The 17,141-nt window shown below is 56.8% G+C and carries 25 protein-coding genes; 16 read left to right on the forward strand and 9 right to left on the reverse strand.

The window, feature by feature from the left end; genetic code table 11:
* Window positions 1-35: 35 nt before the first annotated feature.
* The 14 genes from H8K04_00615 (at window position 36) to H8K04_00680 (ending at window position 10,368) form a co-directional block, all read left to right on the forward strand.
* Window positions 36-1,448, forward strand: a complete 1,413-nt coding sequence (locus H8K04_00615) for a c-type cytochrome (protein UVT16104.1) — start codon at window positions 36-38, stop codon at window positions 1,446-1,448.
* Window positions 1,449-1,515: 67 nt separating this feature from the next.
* A complete protein-coding gene (locus H8K04_00620) occupies window positions 1,516-2,436 on the forward strand; it encodes a Dyp-type peroxidase (protein ID UVT16105.1) in 921 nt (306 codons plus the stop codon).
* A 27-nt stretch (window positions 2,437-2,463) separates the two neighbouring features.
* A complete protein-coding gene (locus H8K04_00625; protein UVT16106.1) occupies window positions 2,464-2,823 on the forward strand; it encodes a DsrE family protein in 360 nt (119 codons plus the stop codon).
* A gap of 205 nt (window positions 2,824-3,028) precedes the next feature.
* Complete coding sequence (locus H8K04_00630) at window positions 3,029-3,547, forward strand: DUF1264 domain-containing protein (protein UVT16107.1); 519 nt, start codon at window positions 3,029-3,031, stop codon at window positions 3,545-3,547.
* 107 nt (window positions 3,548-3,654) lie between these two features.
* The gene (locus tag H8K04_00635) at window positions 3,655-4,110 is read left to right on the forward strand and encodes a cytochrome c (GenBank protein UVT17818.1); all 456 of its coding nucleotides are present in this window, start codon (window positions 3,655-3,657) and stop codon (window positions 4,108-4,110) included.
* A 97-nt stretch (window positions 4,111-4,207) separates the two neighbouring features.
* On the forward strand, window positions 4,208-4,774 hold the full coding sequence (locus H8K04_00640) for a c-type cytochrome (GenBank protein ID UVT16108.1): 567 nt from the start codon (window positions 4,208-4,210) through the stop codon (window positions 4,772-4,774).
* A gap of 135 nt (window positions 4,775-4,909) precedes the next feature.
* Entirely contained in the window at window positions 4,910-5,491 is a 582-nt protein-coding gene (locus H8K04_00645; GenBank protein ID UVT16109.1) for a superoxide dismutase family protein, read from the forward strand.
* Window positions 5,492-5,837: 346 nt separating this feature from the next.
* Complete coding sequence (locus tag H8K04_00650) at window positions 5,838-6,281, forward strand: CBS domain-containing protein (protein ID UVT16110.1); 444 nt, start codon at window positions 5,838-5,840, stop codon at window positions 6,279-6,281.
* 81 nt (window positions 6,282-6,362) lie between these two features.
* Complete coding sequence (locus H8K04_00655; GenBank protein ID UVT16111.1) at window positions 6,363-7,028, forward strand: periplasmic heavy metal sensor; 666 nt, start codon at window positions 6,363-6,365, stop codon at window positions 7,026-7,028.
* 85 nt (window positions 7,029-7,113) lie between these two features.
* Window positions 7,114-7,473, forward strand: a complete 360-nt coding sequence (locus H8K04_00660; GenBank protein ID UVT16112.1) for a cytochrome c — start codon at window positions 7,114-7,116, stop codon at window positions 7,471-7,473.
* Between the two features lie 34 nt (window positions 7,474-7,507).
* Complete coding sequence (locus tag H8K04_00665; protein ID UVT16113.1) at window positions 7,508-8,008, forward strand: cytochrome c; 501 nt, start codon at window positions 7,508-7,510, stop codon at window positions 8,006-8,008.
* 19 nt (window positions 8,009-8,027) lie between these two features.
* Window positions 8,028-8,507, forward strand: a complete 480-nt coding sequence (locus H8K04_00670) for a hemerythrin domain-containing protein (GenBank protein UVT16114.1) — start codon at window positions 8,028-8,030, stop codon at window positions 8,505-8,507.
* Window positions 8,508-8,535: 28 nt separating this feature from the next.
* Complete coding sequence (locus H8K04_00675) at window positions 8,536-9,018, forward strand: hypothetical protein (GenBank protein UVT16115.1); 483 nt, start codon at window positions 8,536-8,538, stop codon at window positions 9,016-9,018.
* A gap of 279 nt (window positions 9,019-9,297) precedes the next feature.
* On the forward strand, window positions 9,298-10,368 hold the full coding sequence (locus tag H8K04_00680) for a zinc-binding dehydrogenase (protein UVT16116.1): 1,071 nt from the start codon (window positions 9,298-9,300) through the stop codon (window positions 10,366-10,368).
* A 54-nt stretch (window positions 10,369-10,422) separates the two neighbouring features.
* On the opposite strand, the gene H8K04_00685 is transcribed toward H8K04_00680, so the two are convergent.
* From H8K04_00685 to H8K04_00715, 7 genes are read right to left on the reverse strand one after another with little or no spacing between them, the layout of a single operon-like run.
* A complete protein-coding gene (locus H8K04_00685; GenBank protein ID UVT16117.1) occupies window positions 10,423-10,779 on the reverse strand; it encodes a cytochrome c in 357 nt (118 codons plus the stop codon).
* Window positions 10,780-10,790: 11 nt separating this feature from the next.
* Complete coding sequence (locus H8K04_00690) at window positions 10,791-11,648, reverse strand: universal stress protein (GenBank protein UVT16118.1); 858 nt, start codon at window positions 11,646-11,648, stop codon at window positions 10,791-10,793.
* Between the two features lie 23 nt (window positions 11,649-11,671).
* Window positions 11,672-12,217: a hypothetical protein gene (locus H8K04_00695; protein ID UVT16119.1), complete on the reverse strand. Its 546-nt coding sequence runs from the start codon at window positions 12,215-12,217 to the stop codon at window positions 11,672-11,674.
* 53 nt (window positions 12,218-12,270) lie between these two features.
* Window positions 12,271-12,765 (reverse strand): ATPase, encoded by a 495-nt coding sequence (locus tag H8K04_00700; protein ID UVT16120.1) that lies wholly within the window; start codon window positions 12,763-12,765, stop codon window positions 12,271-12,273.
* A gap of 23 nt (window positions 12,766-12,788) precedes the next feature.
* Entirely contained in the window at window positions 12,789-13,469 is a 681-nt protein-coding gene (locus H8K04_00705; protein UVT16121.1) for a phosphoribosyltransferase, read from the reverse strand.
* 33 nt (window positions 13,470-13,502) lie between these two features.
* Window positions 13,503-13,655 (reverse strand): hypothetical protein, encoded by a 153-nt coding sequence (locus H8K04_00710; GenBank protein UVT16122.1) that lies wholly within the window; start codon window positions 13,653-13,655, stop codon window positions 13,503-13,505.
* Between the two features lie 18 nt (window positions 13,656-13,673).
* Window positions 13,674-14,147 carry an Hsp20/alpha crystallin family protein gene (locus tag H8K04_00715; GenBank protein ID UVT16123.1) on the reverse strand — a complete coding sequence of 158 codons (474 nt, stop codon included), beginning with the start codon at window positions 14,145-14,147 and terminating at the stop codon, window positions 13,674-13,676.
* A gap of 407 nt (window positions 14,148-14,554) precedes the next feature.
* Here H8K04_00715 and H8K04_00720 point away from each other — a divergent pair, with 407 nt between their 5' ends.
* The gene (locus H8K04_00720; GenBank protein ID UVT16124.1) at window positions 14,555-14,947 is read left to right on the forward strand and encodes a hypothetical protein; all 393 of its coding nucleotides are present in this window, start codon (window positions 14,555-14,557) and stop codon (window positions 14,945-14,947) included.
* A 46-nt stretch (window positions 14,948-14,993) separates the two neighbouring features.
* Entirely contained in the window at window positions 14,994-15,851 is an 858-nt protein-coding gene (locus tag H8K04_00725; protein UVT16125.1) for a prohibitin family protein, read from the forward strand.
* A 13-nt stretch (window positions 15,852-15,864) separates the two neighbouring features.
* Here the strand turns inward: H8K04_00725 and H8K04_00730 are convergent, their stop codons facing one another.
* Together H8K04_00730 and H8K04_00735 are read right to left on the reverse strand one after the other, a co-directional pair.
* Window positions 15,865-16,578 (reverse strand): ABC transporter substrate-binding protein, encoded by a 714-nt coding sequence (locus tag H8K04_00730; protein UVT16126.1) that lies wholly within the window; start codon window positions 16,576-16,578, stop codon window positions 15,865-15,867.
* The gene (locus tag H8K04_00735; protein ID UVT16127.1) at window positions 16,565-16,765 is read right to left on the reverse strand and encodes a dodecin domain-containing protein; all 201 of its coding nucleotides are present in this window, start codon (window positions 16,763-16,765) and stop codon (window positions 16,565-16,567) included. Before H8K04_00735 ends, H8K04_00730 begins: the two co-directional genes overlap by 14 nt.
* Window positions 16,766-17,141 lie beyond the last annotated feature (376 nt).

Here is a 17,141-nt window from a genome sequence, read left to right on the forward strand (position 1 = left end):
GGGATCCGGTGAAGCCTTGTAAACAGAAGGAGCGCATGATGACTCTGACGAGAAGGAAGCAAGTGATTGGAATGGCGGTGACGCTGATCGTGGGGCTCGTATCGTTTCAGGATCCGTCTTTTGCGGGCGATCCATCTCGCGCCAAGAATCTCATCCAACAGACCTGTGTGCAATGTCACCGGTTGGAAGGCACAGCCGACTCGCGATTCAATCTCCGAGCTCCTGATTTGATGTGGGCAGGCAGTAAATACCAACGGTCCTGGCTCATTCGCTGGCTGACCGGCAAGGAAGCCCCGATCTACGCCAAGGGGTATCGCTGGGACCTGACGGACGTTCCGTCCAAGCACCCAATGGTGACGGAGTCCGAGGCTGACGCAATCGCCGATTACTTTGCCGAACACAACAAGGATCCGCGAGTCACCATCGGGGCATTTGACCTATCGAAGGTCACCAAGTTCGACGTCGCCTTCGGCGGGGTGGCCTACAAAGCCCATGCCTGCCTGGGCTGTCATACGATCGAAGAGAACGGCCGTTTGATCGGAGGCCCACAGAGTGCGGCTCTGCAGAAGTCCGGTCAGAGATACGACAAGGACTGGCTGTTTCGCTTCGGCCAGAATCCGCAGGATTTCGTGCCGCACAGCGGCGAATTCCTGGCCGATGCGACGGAGCCTCAGCTGCGCGCCGTGATCGGCTATCTGATGGTCCAAGGGGTGCCCGACTTCCAGTATTACGAGCCGTGGACAAGTCCTGAGTTCGGCAGCGCCGACGCAGGGCGAGGCAAGGTGCTGTACAAGGAATACTGCGCCCAGTGTCACGGCTTGACGGGCAAAGGGGATGGCCCCGCTGCATCGGGCCTTGAGCCGAAACCGGCTGTCCACGCCAACATGCCGTTCGAAAAGCTGCCGATGGAGTACCTCTATAACGTGATCAACCATGGCGGACCGGCCGTTGGAAAATCGCCGAACATGCCTTACTGGGGGTTGACCATCGGGCGGCAGGGAGTGGCGGATGTGATCGCTTATTTGAAGGTGACCTTCAAGGGAGTGCCGGATGTCGCCGCCGTGCCGGGAGGAGGACAAGGCGGTACCTGCGCGCAACCACGCAAAACGGCCAAGGCTCCGGAAGATTTCCTCGCCAAGACGAATCCGCATCCCTCATCCGCGGGTGGAATCCAAGCCGGGAAAGAGCTGTTTCTCAAAACGGCACATCCCGTCGCCTGTGTCATGTGTCATGGAGAGCAAGGAGATGGAAAGGGGTTGATGGGCGCGGCTTTGGTGCCGACGCCAAGGAATTTTACCTGCGGAGTGATGATGCGAGAGATTTCGGATGGCCAGTTGTTCTGGATCATCAAGAATGGTTCGCCGGGCACCGGGATGATGGCGTTCTCTGGATTGCCGGATGAGCAGGTGTGGCAGCTGATCACCTACATTCGTTCCCTGGCGAAGTAACGCTGTAGTTCCCGCTCGTCCAGCCGGCTCCGCGATCGAGGAACGGCGGAGTGGAAAGGGATGGCTGATGCCGACACCGCAGCCTGGCGTCCTTGCAGCAGCAAGCCTTCATGCCTATTTTCTCACGCTGACGACCGGCCACGATATCGAACCTTCAGCCTGGATCAGGGCAATGCAGGATATTCTCCTGACAGCGAAGGCGTTCTCGGCTCGTGAGAAAAGAGCCGGACTCTACTACGTGTTCGGCATCGGCTCCGACCTCTGGGACCGGCTCTCCCCGAAGAACCGCCCTGCCGGACTCCGGTCGTTCCGTGCGATCCAAACGGATGGGCGCGTAGCGCCTGCGACCGGGGGAGATCTCCTGATCCAGATCTCTTCCGAGCGTCATGACTTGAATCTCGAGCTTGCCATGAGACTCGCGCATCGTCTGCAGACGGTGGCGACGGTGAGCGAGGAAATGCACGGATTTCGGTATCTCGATTCCCGAGACCTGACCGGCTTCATCGACGGAACTGAAAACCCCAAGGGCACAGACAGGGCTGCCGCAGCGTTGATTGGAACGGAGGACCGGCAATTCGCGGGCGGCAGCTATATGGCGGTCCAACGCTATGTCCACGATCTTGATCGGTGGCGCCGGTTGGATGACCGAGAGCAGGAACGGATCATCGGAAGGACGAAACGCAAGAGCATCGAGCTGCCGAAGTCACGAAAACCCGAGACGGCTCACGTCAGCCGCGTGGTGATCAAACGCGATGGAGAGGAACTGCAAATCTTGAGACAGAGCTATCCCTGGGGAACCGTCCGTGAAGCGGGGCTGTACTTTGTCGCCTACACAAAGTCCCTCGACATTTTTGACCTGATTCTGGCGCGCATGATGGGAACGTCGGACGACGGGCAGCACGATCGACTCATGGAATTCAGCCGGGCCGTCACCGGCGCGACATTTTTTGCGCCATCACTGGAAACGTTCGCGTCACTCCAACGATGACAGTCCCGCAGAGAAGGAGCACCCACGATGGCGACGTTCATTATCTCCGGCAGTCGAGGAACCGATGACCCTACGATGGCGACCTTGCCGTTCATGGCCGCCAAGACCGCAAGAGAGCAAGGGCACGATGTGGTGCTGTGGTTGTGGAACGAAGCCGTCACCTTGGGGCGAAAAGGCGTGGGTGATTATGTGACCGGCGTCAACTTGACCCCGCTGAAAGAGTTGCTCGCCGCGGTACAGGCGGCGGGTGTGCCGATTTGGGTTTGCGGGGCCTGTGCCGTGGCCAGACAGATCGGCGGAGGGGATTTGGTGCCCGGCGCTTCCATCAAGGGCATGCCGGATTACATCAAAGCCGTCGCCGACCGTGATCGGAGCGTGGCGTTCTGATTGGAGGTCGAACAAGGGCCCGTCAGGCAACTGACGGCGAAGCGGCCGGCAAGTCCTAAGACCGCAAAGATCGGGCGTCCAGGAGTGCTCGCGAAGCAAGTGAATCCATTTGATCCGATCTGTCTCTAAGAGTCAGTGGAATATGAAGGTATTTCTCGGTCTAGATAGGCTAGGCGAGGGATCTTCAAGCCAGGAGGGTTGTGCGATGAGAAAAAGACTGTTAGCCGTTGTCGCGATCGCTGTCGCCGGGTGTAGTGGGGTTGCCACCCAAAAAGCCGTGAGCGGGGAACCAACAAGTCCGGCCGTCGGATATGAGATTCATGTCCAGGCGCCTCATATGATGGCGGATGGAACCCCGGGAGGCCCGTTCCATCATTATTGCAAGGGCATTTCCGACAAAATTCTTCAATGCCTGCTGTTCGAATCCACCGATCCCAAGGCGCCTCTGGTCGGCGTCGAGTATTTTGTCGCCAAAGACCTGACACGAAAGCTTCCCGCGATCCAGTGGCACCGGCATTTCCATGATCATAAGGTAGAGATCGCGACCGGGCGAGTCCAAGTTCTGGATATGCCTGCTGACCAAGCTGCCAAGGTGGCGGAAGTCGCAGCAGGGACAGACGGCGTGATCTATCATCTATGGCAGCACGGGCAGGAGTTCCCGGACGGCACCGTCAGTTTTCCTCAGTCGCTCGGACACAAGTTCCCAGGATATTCGGACAAGTAGGATCGTCGAACAGGGGCCGGCCTGGTCGTGAATGGACTGGGCTGGTTCCGGTCGATTGCACTCGTTCGTAAGAGATTGGATTAGCCATGGGTCCGTATCTCCTGATTATGGTCATGGTGGCCGCGGTCGGCGCACCGGGGAATCCGGTCTTTGGAGCCGATGAAGCCGTACTCAGGCCGCGCGTGCCGATGGATCAAATCGAGGAAGCCAGAACGTGGGCGAATCCGCTTCCGGCGACGGAGGACACGATTGAGAAGGGGAAACGGCTCTTCCACGGAAAAGCCTTCTGTGTGACCTGCCACGGAAAAGACGGCAGAGGATTTGGCGGCGACATCGAGCCGGGCACTCTGAAGGGTCCCTTGCCGCGAAACTTCACCGACAAGGAATGGCAGGCCGCTCGAACGGACGGGGAACTCTTTTGGATTCTGAAGAACGGCAGTAAGGGCACGGCGATGGCTCCCTTTGTGCCGCTCATCTTGACGGAGGAAGAAGCCTGGCAAGTGCTGCGATATGTGCGATCGTTCGCAGCGGGAGGGGAAGTCGACTCCCTTCCAGTCCGATAAGTGACTGGTCCGGCAGGAGAGCCGGCCCCGCAGGTTCCGGCTCAGCCGCGCGCGTTTGGTTCGACACATTGCCACAACAGATAAATGGAGTCAGGTGATGCGGACAAAGATGCTCATATTGCTGGTTGCAGTGGCGTCGCTCGCCGTTCCCGCCGTAGCGGCGGAACGGCACATGATGCAGCCGAGAGTGCCTGTCGATAAGCTGGCTGAAGCTCGCGCCCTCAAGAGCCCGTTTTCGAATTCTCCCGAGGTGATTGAGCAGGGCAAAGCGGTGTACAACGGCAAGGGCACCTGCTTTACCTGTCATGGAACGGATGGAGACGGCAATGGGCCGGCTGCCGCCACGCTGAATCCCTTGCCCCGCAATTTCCAGCATCATGGATTCTGGCGGCATCGCACTGAGGGCGAACTTTTCTGGGTCATTAAACACGGCTCTCCCGGCACGGCTATGATCGGATTCGGTCAGGTCTTGGCCGATGACGAGATCTGGGCTCTCATCCACTATGAGCGCACGTTCGCCGGAAGACATGGACCAGGCATGAGAGGCCGGAGAGGCGAGATGGAAGCCGGCGGCATGGGCGGAATGGAAGGGATGGGGCGTCGAGGACGGAGCGAAGGAGGAAGGGGAATGAACGAGTGTGAGGGTGAGGCGTGCGGACAATGATCTCCCATGGCCGCTCAGGAGAAAAGGATTGAATCAGTTTGGTCGTGACGGCTACTATGGTCTTGTTGAAGCTCCGTTCGCTATGGAGCTATTGATGCAAGCATGTGCCGAGGGAAAATGTCGCCGGAGGGCCATATGAGTACAGTAACGACCGTGGGAATCGGGTTGGTAATTGGGATTCTGTTGAGCGGTTGTTCTTCCTACCATACAGGGAAGCATGACACCAAGCTTCGAGCAAAGGCGGTGATTGCAGGACCCGGCATCACGGGGGAAGCCGACCTCTACGAAGAGTATCAGGGGCGCGTGCGGATCAAGCTAAAAGTCCAGGGTACTCCGGAGAGCAAACTGACTCCCGGACTGCACGGCATCCATGTTCATGAAGTTGGAAGCTGCGAGCCATTTTCAGCGGCCAAGGGGCATTACGACGGCAACATCGACCCGCAAGTGAACCCTGATGCATCCGTCAATCCAGGTCTCGGTAACCACCCCTATCACCTCGGCGATCTCCAGAATCTGTCCGTTGATGACAATCGAAAGGGATCGCTCTATACCGTCACCAGCCGAGTTACCCTGGCCCCAGGCCTGAATACACTCTTTGATCAAGACGGAAGCGCATTTGTCATACACGAGCTTTCAGACAAATACCTGCCCGATCCCCCGACAAAGGATGCGCCGGGCGGGGCGCGGATCGCCTGCGGAGTCATTGTGAAGCAGTAATAGGCGTCCGGAAGTCTGCGACAGGTTCCTCTGCGCACTCGCTCTTAGCGAGTGCGACGGGTCTTTCCTTCCATTCTTTGTTGCCTTTTTCCCCATCTGACACGATCGCTCTGAGTAATCCTGCATCACATTGACACGGCCCCGTTGTGATGGAACCACCACAAGCCGCTGTTTCGCCGCATGTTCGATCACATACGTTTTGAAGTGAGCCGACGGCATCAGAATCGCACTCCACTTGTATGAATCCAATCTTGAAAAAGCGGGTCACAATCGAGAGAGGAGCCGGCGAGGATCGGGAGACAAGGAACGGATTCCGTCTATATCAACCATCAATCGGGAGACGCATATGGCTACATTGTCCAGACCAGGGGTTCCTGTCGGAGGGTTTAAGACGGTAGGGCAGATCCGTGCCACGAATGAGCTCGTATTTCGTCGTGATCAGAACGCCATGGGAGTAGCCGTCGAGCTGCTGACCACTCATACCCCGGGAGCGCCGGTCATCGACGAACGAGGCGAGTTCATCGGGTTCATCAGCGAGTTCGATATTCTTCGGGCGCTGGAAGCAGGGAAGGATCTCAATCGTTTGACGGCGGCAGATGTGATGGCGAAGGAGCATATTGCGGTGACCGAAGAGACCAGCGTCGATGAAGCCGTGAAGCTGATGGAGGATAAACGGCTCCTGAATCTCCCGGTGAAAAGAAACGGCAAGGTCGCCTATTCGATCACCCGCCATGATCTCTTGAGAGCCTGGATCGGGCTTGGAGTATCCATCGAGGATCAGGCTGGTTGAAGGAGCAGGCTCCCGCCGGCTTTGTGTCGAGTATTCGTAGGTAGCGAAGGGGCGGAAAGAGTGTTACCGGAGGTGATCGCGATGGCAAAAATGCAGGGAGCGGTTGTTGCGGTGGGATTCACTTGCTTGCTTCTGCTGTCCTCTCTCTCCACCCGTGCCGACGAGGGGCATGGGGGAATGATGCATGGTGGTCATGATCAGGGTGAACAAGACGAACACAGTGCACATTACCTAAAACATCTGCTGAAACATGCCAAAGAGCTCGGGCTGACGCCGGAACAAATCAGTAAGCTCAAGGCGATACAACTGGACTTCAAACGCTCAGAAGCCCGATTAGAAGCCGATGCCAAGGTGGCGAAACTTGATCTGCACGCACTCTTGGAAGATGAGCAGGCCGACCTCACTGTGATCCAAGCAAAAGTCGAGCAGCTGAAAAAAGCGGAAGGGGCCTGTTTGCTCGCGGCGATCAAAAGCACGCGCACCGCTATTGCCCTGTTGACCCCCGAACAGCGTGAAAAGGATCGCGCCTATCGGGAGCACACGAAGAGCTCGGGGGAAGGACAACACGGTGGTGGAATGGGAGGGATGGGCCACGGTGGAATGATGGGAGGCCGAGGCGGGATGGGCGGCATGATGGGTGGCATGGGGGGAGGAGCGATGGGCGGCAGCGGGCACGGACAGAATGGACAGAGCGGCGGGGATCATGAGAGTGGAGGATCCAGCGGAGGGCAGCAACACCAGCATTGAAACATTAAGCACCGCTGTCCGTCTCCGAGTATGCATCTCGCTTGAATGTGAACCAGGAACGAGCGCAAGAAGAGAGGTCTGAAGTATGTACGCACGAATCGTAGTAGGCCTTGCCGTGGTCATTTTGACCGCATCGTGGGCGCTGGCTCAAAGCCATTCGGGAAATCTCAAGAACGGGGAAAGACTTTTCCAACAACACTGTGCCGGCTGCCACGGGACCGCCGGTGACGGGCTTGGACCCGATATCAAGGAATTGATCGTTCCGCCTGTGAATTTCCGGGCGGCGAAGTCGCGCACGAAGACCGACACGGAGCTCTATCTGTCGATCAAGCAGGGAGTTCTGTTCAGTCCGATGCACGGCTGGGCGGATCGGTTGTCGGATCAAGAGATTCGAGATGTGCTGAACTACATTCGAAGCTTGGCTCCTTTCAATCCCGTCGGTTAATTCGAAGCGTTACTGAGAGAACGCACATCATGCTATGTGGCCGGTCTATCCACTACATAAGACGACGGCTCTCCTCCTCGGTACGGGGCTGCTTTGTGCTATGCTGTCAGCCGGTTGTGCCAAGGACGGGCGACATCACGGAGAATCGCAACCGAATCCGTATCTGACGTCGGACACCAGGTATTCCATTCCGTTGTCGTCATCAGCCGGAAAGGAACATCGCGCGGTGATGCTTCAGCACCTGGAAACGATTCAGGTGATCGTGAACGCGTTGGTTGACGAAGACTATGAATTGGCACAGGGCTTGACCGAATTGCATCTGGGATTCTTTAAACATCGCCAGGCAATGGCGCATCAGGAGCCGGAGAAGTTTCCACCCGCCTACCATGATCTGGCCTTGGCACATCACGAAGCAGCGGAGGAATTGGCGCGCGTGATGCCCAGCAAGGACGTGAAGAAAATTTTGCCGCCGTTCAACAATGTCTTGAAAGCATGCGTGGCGTGTCATTTGGAATACAAAGTCGGGGAACGTTGATCGTGTATCGGAGAACACCATGAGTGAGCAGCGGACGATTACCGCATTTTATGCAGAGGATCACGACCGGCTGGACGAGTTGTTCAAGACCTTCCAAACATCGAAGCGATCGGATTTCGTCAAGGCCAAGGAAGCGTTCAAAGCGTTCAACGTCGGTCTCCAACGGCATATGCTATGGGAAGAAGAGCTCCTTTTCCCGGTGTGGGAAGAGAACACCGGTATGATCGAGGACGGGCCGACGCCCGTGATGCGGCATGAACATAGCCAGATCAAGCAGTTGCTTGGAGCGATTGACCAAAAAGTGGAAAGGCAGAATCTCGATACCGATCAGGAAGAGCAGGCGCTGCTCACCAAATTGAGCTCTCATAACAGGAAAGAAGAGCGGGCCCTTTATCCCGCTATCGATCAAGTGACCAGCGAAGAGGAGCGTGCCGCAGTCTTCACCAACATGCAGAGTATCCCGGAAGACCGGTACAATGCCGGGTGTGGTCCGCACTGATGGAAAGCGAATAACAGGACGCCGCCGCGTGGGATATGTTCTCCCTCACCTCAGCCTCAACAATGTGCTGGCCAGACTGACGCTTTCGTTCAGTCTGCTCGCCGTGAGCGGCCTGGGGATAGAGATAGTATTGCTATCCGACGACGCTTGGGCCGAACCCTCAGCCTCTCAATCGAGCGGGAAGTTGAAAGGCAATATCATGCGGGGTCGTGAAATTTTCAACGGCAAGGGCGTGTGCTATTACTGTCATGGCATCGATGGGTATCTCGGCAGGCCCCCTCGACTGGCCGCGGACACAGCCGCGCTCATTGCAAAACTGAATCCACCACCCGCCGATTTGCGGAACGCTGACGCGTTGCGACTGAAAAACAATACGGAACGTTCTCGTGCTATCCGAGAAGGCCATCCCGGTACCGGGATGTTTCCCGATACCGCCATGACCGATCAGGACCTCGCCGACACGCTGCTCTACCTCGCGCTGATCAGAAAAGACCCTCACCCTGAGCAGTAGCCTCTGGACGTCACGTGAGACTACCATCAATGACCTCGTCATCGAGCCGATCGATGGCTTTCCGGTAATGCGAAAACTGGATTGCGGTCGAGTTCGCTGATTTCAGTATCGGCTTCGGCAAGTTGCCCGGCCAACCTTCGATCCCTCGCAGCATTTCTTTTGCATTTCAACAGGCCAGGGAGGCGAGGCGGATGTGCAGGCCTCTAAGGATTTCGACTAGGACCGTTACACGATCCACGCCGCGCGAACCGAAGCACTTGGTCGACAAGGAAGCGCTTCATGAAACACAGGCGCGTTATTGTCACTCACTATGGCGGACCCGATGCGCTTCAGCTCATTGAAGAAGAGTGCCCCGAGCCGAAGCACGGTGAAGCGCGGGTGAAAGTGCTGGCTGCGGGGGTTTCCCTGCCCGATCTGATGATGCGAGAGGGCATTCACCCGGAGACACCTCCGGTGCCATTTACGCCGGGGTGGGACCTCGTCGGTGTGGTGGATCGATTAGGCCAGAGCGTTTCCGGACTCGAATCTGGACAGATCGTGGCCGCGTTGCCGATCAGCGGCGCATATGCGGAGTTCGTCTGCCTGCCACAAGGTGAACTGGTGCCGGTACCCGTCGGGTTAGATGCAGCCGAGGCTGTCAGTCTTGTCCTGAACTACATCACGGCGTATCAGATGCTGCATCGCTCCGCCAAGGTGAGGCCGGGTCAGCGCGTGTTGGTTCACGGCGCGGCAGGCGGAGTGGGCTCGGCACTCTTACAACTCGGGCGCCTCTCCGGGCTGACGATGTATGGGACCTGTTCATCGCGAGGGGCGCCGGTCGTTTTCGAGCTCGGCGGTATCCCGATCGATTACGAGCATCAGGACTTCGTAAAAGAAATTCGCAACCTCACGGGTGACGGCGTAGACGTCGTCTTTGACAGCCTTGGTGGCGCCCATATCTGGCGTTCCCGTAAGGTTCTTCGTGCTGGCGGCAGAGTTGTCGCCTATGGTCTCACTGGCACGCTCCGTGCGGGACGTTTGGCGTCAGGTCGCTCAGGTGGTCGTCATCGCTTTCGCGCGATCGCCATCTTTGGGTTGTACATTGCCGGGGGTTGGCTTCTCCCGGGGCGGAAACGGGTGATCCCCTACAGCATCCAATGGCTCAAGCGGGTAAAACCGGATTTGTTTCGGCAGGACTTGATCGCCCTCTTCGACCTGCTTCGACAGCAGAAGATCAAGCCGCTCATCGCGCAGAGATTTCCTCTTGTCGAGGCAAGGCAAGCGCAAGAGTTATTGGGGAAGGGAGGTGTAACAGGGAAGATAGTCCTCGTAGACAACGGCTCATCCCAAACATCTTCATCTTCACCGTGATCAGAATGGCGATTGCCCCGCATCCACCATCACCAGCGGCGATGGAGAGAAATTCTAACTGGTAAGATCCGGCGGTGATACGGATCGGATGTAGGACAACACGTCCAGCATTTGTTGATCCGTCAGTTTGCCGCGAAAACTGTGCATCGGGCTGAACAAGACGCCGTTTGAAATCGCCACAAGTAATTCCCAATCGGTTTTGGCACGAGTGATGTGAGACCGGAGATTGGCCGGCCTGACGATGAGGTCTTGGCTGTCCGGCCCGCTCCCATCTAGTTGGGCGCCATGGCAACGGAGGCACTGCTGCTCATACACCGCTTGTCCGGCCTTTGAATCTCCTCGGATCACTTGAGCAAAAACGGCGGTGGTCACGGCGGACAGGAGTATTGTCGCGAGGGTCAGCGTTTTCATCTTCGATCCTTTCATCGTAGAACCAGTACGGGACACGTCACGTGATGAACAACAGCGTGGGAGACGCTCCCCAAGAGGAAGCGAGAGAGGCCTTTGCGTCCATGGGAAGTCACGACCACGAGATCCATGGCCTTCGCCTCCTGTTCGATCGTCGCTGCAGGATCCCCGGTGGCGACTTTCGTATGAACCGTAACGTGCGGGTTCAAGAGCTTGGCGGCGGTCGATGCGACGAGTTCGTCCGCATAGCGCTCCAACCCCTCCCACCATGGCCTCGTTCCCAACGCGTCATAGGGGTCGTCCACTCCGATCGGAACGACGGCATGAAAGACGCAGAGTTCGGCAGGATCGACGAAGGGATGTCGCGTCAACCATTTCACCATTCGATCGGCATCCTCTCGGCTCTCAATCGCAATGAGGACCCGCTGCACCTTGCGCGCAGCGCCTCTCATGATCAACGTCGGGCGGGAGCCGTGGATGAGCACCCGATGGGACACGCTTCCGAGGATCACCTCAGAAAGGCGGCTTCGCCCGCGCGCACCGACAACGATCAGATCGGCCGAGAGGTTCTGAGCACTGTCAAGAATGAGTTGAGCGGGACTCCCGATTTCATTGATCTTCCGGACCGATTCGACCTCGGCCGGTATCGTGGCGGCAGCGCGCTCCAGCACCTGGTGTCCTGCATCGATCATGGCGCTGCGAAACCCATCATATCCCTGCACGTTGCCCGCTTCTGCCACGACGGGATGTTCCAAGATCCCCAAGTCAACGCCATGGACCAGCGTGACATCCGTTGGATGGTAGAGGTGGAACGTCTGCGTCACAGCGGCAAAGGCTCGATCCGACCAATCAACCCCGATGACGACTCTCATGTAACGCCTCGTCCAGGCGACGGTCAAAACAACGGATGTGGCGCGGTCCCAAACGGAAGCACGCGCGGAGACTCCCCGAGATTCCCGCGAATGCGCACAGCCCCCTCTTCGAGAACGAGAGAATGCACTTCTTCGTGCCAGCTGTCGATGGGGACGTACAAGCCGCTGGTCTTCGATCTGGCCCATAAATGCCCTGTACAAGTGACCTCCAGCACGGCGTCTCGTCCGGATCCGACTCTCACCATCTTGGTGAAGAGATGAGTGCTCGCGATCTCCTGGTACTCGTCAAAGAGGTCTTTCCAGATTTTATGAAGATCGTCCTTCTTGAGCCCGTGGTAGTTGTATTGAGAGGAATAGAAGGCCATGACCCCTACGAGGTCGTGGGATTTGATCGCCTGCTCGGCCTGCTCAAAGGCCGCGACAATCGCATTGGTTGTCGCCGCGTCGACTTCGATCACCGAGCCGGAGGGGACGACGATCTTTGCTCCGACCGTCCCGATACCGGCCACAAAGATGATTGCGAGAATGAGAGGGGTGATGGTCGATGCGACTCCAGCTCGTATACTCAACCAAGCCTCCTTCTGACATCGAGTCCGTCAGGGTCAGGAGAGTGCCTTGAATTTCATCTCGTCCATATGACCCGCACGAACTCTTCACCTTGGTCGTAATGCAGCTCCAGCTCGCCGTGATGCGCATGCTTCAAGGCCTCGCCGATGCGTCTGGGCAAATGAGTGTCCGTCGTGGAGATGACGAGGCCTTCGGGTGTCGTGTCGATCGACATGATTCGAGACAGAGGGTGTTCCCTGTTTTCTCTTTCCTCCGCATTCTTCACCAGGCCGATGACTTGTTCGTGCTGCACGTCCTTGAAACTGCCTTTAAGCGTGACTAAACCTTTGGGATACTTGTCTCGGATTCGCATGCAGGCAGGGCAACTGATTTCATCGGCGTCTGCCGGCTTCGCGCCCCAAGTCCACCGTCCCTTATGATACAGAGCCCCGCAGTCGATACAGACTGTGGGCTCCTTGAGTTTCCCACGCAGCTTATAGGTGTCGTGCTGATACTCCTGGACGGTCCGGTCGCGTCGAGCTCCCAAGCCTGCTTTCGTTTTCGCCGTCATGCGTGCTCCCTTAATCGTGGCGGTCAGCCGGTTGGAGAATGGGTCCGTATGTTCCATTCCAACAGCGACGCATCCGCCAGATTCAAATACTGCACCACGTCATGGTCGCTGACTTGGGTAAAGTCGATATAGTGATTGCCCACGGCCCAGAACGGGTCCGGTGTGGCAAGCACTACCAGCTCGTCCACTTGTGTGCGGGCTTCCTGGATGGTTTCCGTCGGGCCGACCGGAATGGCCCCAATCAGGCGGCGCGGTTTGAGGTGTCTGATGGACTGAACGGATGCAAAGAATGTGGATCCGGTGGCGATGCCGTCATCCACGAGGATGACCGCGCGGTCGGTCACCGTAGGGAGGCGCCGGCCCTGGCGATAGAGACCCTGCCGTCGAGCGATCTCCTGCTGCTGCGTTTGAACAAGCGTCTGGAGATCCGTCGGAGAGAGATTGAACGCGGTTGTTGCTTCAGGGTTCAAATAAACCATCCCTGTTTCACCCACCGCGCCCAATGCATACTCCGGATTATCCGGCCATGCCAGTTTTCTGGCGATGAAGACGTCCAATGGAAGATGCAACCCCAGGCTTAACTGATATCCGATGGCTACCCCTCCTCGTGGGAGCGACAGGATAAGAGCCGTCGGGTCATCACGGTATTGAATCAGTCGGTCAACAAGTTGCCGGCCTGCCTCTTCGCGATTCTTGAACGTCACCGCCTTCCTCTCTGCCGGTTAGAATTCCGGTTTCTATGTAAGGCCGCTTATCATGCCGACTCCGATCAAGAACATGGCCATCAGGATCAGAATAACCGTCAGCAGCAGATGGTGGCGCGGCCCTGCGTCTCTCTGCTCCCAAGGGATTGCCCAGGGAATTTCGAGATAGCGGGGATGGCGAAACATGGCGCCTCCCTTTCTCGGTCAGGTCACCTTTACTTCGATCGCCTTGGGTTTGACTTTTTCAGACTTCGGGAGATGAATCTTGAGCACGCCGTCCTTATACTCGGCCCCGACTTTGGTGCCGTCCGCATCCTCCGGTAGGGTAAAGCTCCGTACAAAGCTTCCATAGGCGCGCTCGACTCGGTGATACTTCTTGCTCTTCTCTTCCTTCTCGTACTTTCGTTCTCCCGTGATGGTCAGGACATCGTCATGCACGTTCAACTTGATGTCTTCTTTCTTCATTTCTGGAATTTCGGCCTTGATCAGGTACTCCTTGTCATCTTCGGAGATATCCACCAACGGCGACCACTCCGCGACGGTGATGGCCTCGTTCTTCTCGCCGCCGCCGGCAGCCGGTGAACGACCGAAAAAGCTCGAAAGTCGTTTCTCCATCTCTTCGATTTCTTTGAACGGGTTCCATCGTGTCGTCGGTTCCCATCGCGTCAAGCCGCTCATGACCATTGCCTCCTTTGTGTAATTGAGATTCTGATACTGAACCGATGCTTGTGCATCGACGGTGCCAGTATTCAAGGCATGACTGCCGCTCAGACGGCCTAAAGAAAATGCGGTGTTTGCAGCGACAGGTGAGTGTCAGCCCGACCGAGAAGGAGCACATTCTGTGGCATTACGGGGCAGTGGTCTCTATGGGGCTGTTGCCTCTTTCGACAATGATTTGAAGGCTATCGACTGCCCTCATGCACGAGAACCTCAAGCAGCCGGCGGATAGTTTCGTGCGGTGTTTTTGATTCTCTCTCTATGACGAAGGAAGAAATGGATGTCGAGTACGGGACCTGCAGTTGTGAGGAGCATTTCGTGTAGTACAATCACCGTGTGGTGAAACCCACTGCACAAGTCTGACACTGATGCTCGACACGTTCGCCCTTGAAAAGAAAGCACGCCCTGGCAACCAGGCGATTGCCTCGATAGGCCGGAGCCTGCTGCTGTTCTGTCTGGTTGGGATCGGCGGCTGCGCGTCATACGAATCTCTTGATCTGAACTCCTACGATCCCATCCATGATCAGGAGGCCATTGCGAACTACTACCGGAATCAAGCCGTGGCGATGCGGGAGAAAGCCCATGCGCAAGCCACGGCTGCGGCGCGGTATGAATTACTCTTTGGGCCTGATGCCGACCTGGTCTCCGGTGCGCGGTCATTGGCGCATTACTATGAGCAGATCGCACAGGAATTGGAACGAGTTGCCCAGGCGCATGCGGATGCGGCACGCCACAGGCAACGGCCCGCGGCTGTCCCATAGATCACGAAGTTTGCCGGACTGCACGATGCGAGAAGAGGAGGGCTATATGAAAGTGTCATTCACAGCTCGTCTATTGTTCTTACTGATCCCGATCGTGATGATCATCCAGGGCTGCAGTAATACGGTGAATCCGGGAAGTCGAGGGCTGCGGTGGTATCCCCTCACGAGCGGCCTGATGAAGGAACCGCTCAAGGAAGGATTCTACTGGCGAGCGCCCTGGAATGACGTCCTCGTATTCGACACCAGATTGAAGAGCTTCAAGGAGAAGGTGGATGCCCTGACCGCAGATGATCTCCCAGTCACCGTCTATGCCGCCATCACCATGCGCCCAATGCCCGATGAAATCTATTTTCTGGCTCAGGAAGTGGGGCCTGACTGGTACAAGCAGCTGGTTCAACCGCAATTGTTGTCGGCCGTGCGAGGGGTTGTCGCAAACTACACCATGGTGACGCTTCCCGAGCGTAGCAGCGAAATCGGGAACAAGATCGAAGCTGTCGTGGTCGAGTCATTGAAAGGTCGCCATCTGGATGTCTACAACGTGGCGCTCTCGGAGATGGAGTTTTCACAGATGGTGTTGAGAGCGATCGAACAAAAGCAGGCAAAAGAGCAGGAAAAAGAGCAGAAGGACTTCGAGGTCGTGATTGCGCAACGCAATGCCGAGATTGCACGTATTCAGGCAAAGGGTGAAGGTGATTCATTGAAGATTCGTGCGGAAGGCGAAGCCGACAGCATGAGAATTCGTGCCATGGGGCAGTCACAGGCGCAGGAAATCATCACCAAAACGCTGACGCGTGACTACTTGCAGTTCAAACTGTATGAAAGTCCCAATTCCAAGACGATCATCGTGCCGGAGAAGCTCAATGTTCCGCTGATTGTCAGCCCTGGTGCCGATCAATCGCGATAGGAGTCATCAGGGTTCACGAACCGGCCGGGCGAGGTTTGTTCTTCGTGTCCGGCGGAATGGCCCGTTCGCGCAGTTTGTTAATCAACTCCTCATAGGAACTCTCGCGAATGATCTTTTGAAACTGACTTCGATAATTACTCACTAAGCTGACGCCGTCTATGATGATATCGTAGGCAAGCCATCGGTTTTCATTGAGCAAGAGGCGGTAGTCGAGCGGAAGGGTTGTCTTCTCCGAACGCAATTCGGTCCTGACTTCCGCGTACGATCCTTCGATCCGTTCCGTCAGGTAGCCCGCTTCTTGTTTGCGTCCGGTATAATCTTCGATTTTTCCCGCATACCGGTCCGAGAGGAAACTTTTGTACACTGCGACGAACTCTTTTCGCTGCTCCTCAGTGAGCGGTTTCCAATAACTGCCCAACACCCGCTTTGACATTTCTGCGTAGTCAAATCTAGCGGCCGCGATCTCTTCCAGCTTGTGACGCCGCACCATGCGCTTCGCCGGGTCTTTCAGTGCAGGATCTTCGAGGATGCCGAGAATCTCGGTAACCGTTTCGCGCACGGCTTCCATAGGCGTCTCTCCGCCTTGCGGGGGAGCGGCGAAGGCGAAGGGTAAGAGAACGGTCAAGGCAAGCGCCGTCATCGACAGATGACACGCGGGAGGCCTCCGACTCCTCCCGCAGAGCCATGGCGTGAGTCGTTCCTTGGATAGTTCGTCAATCCAAGACAAACGTCACCTTCAGATCCACTCGATACAAGGAGACCTTGTTGTTCTCGACCACCACATGTTGCTCTTTCACCCACGCGGATGTGATCCCGTGAACCGTCTTGGATGCTCGGGCGATACCCTGGACAATGGCGTCTTCAAAACTAGTGGGCGATTCGGCGCTGATCTCGATGATTTTTGCAACTGACATGGAATGCCTCCCTTCGTGGCGTGCACATACGCGGTTGATGACTCATCACCCTCTTCAAATCATCTGTCCGTCTTGGCATGCTGCGCTTCGAGAGCAGCAAATGCCAGATTGCGTGATCAGCAAGGTGGACGCCAGGGCGCGATAGTCCGATAAGTCGGCATATGGGCGATATTTCAGGCGGTTATCGAGGAGACGAGAATGGAAGGTATTTCGGATTGGGGAACTCTGCCACAAGTGAGATGCATGATCTATGGAAAGAACGCGCGCGGAACGTTAGAACCGCCCACTCAAAGGCGATTCTCTCTGAAATGATCGTGGCGTTCTGCGTCAAGGGCAAGAGACCCATGTGGGGGATTATGCCCCACTTTCCCGCACA

This window comes from Nitrospira sp., assembly GCA_024760525.1.
Taxonomy (GTDB): domain Bacteria; phylum Nitrospirota; class Nitrospiria; order Nitrospirales; family Nitrospiraceae; genus Nitrospira_D.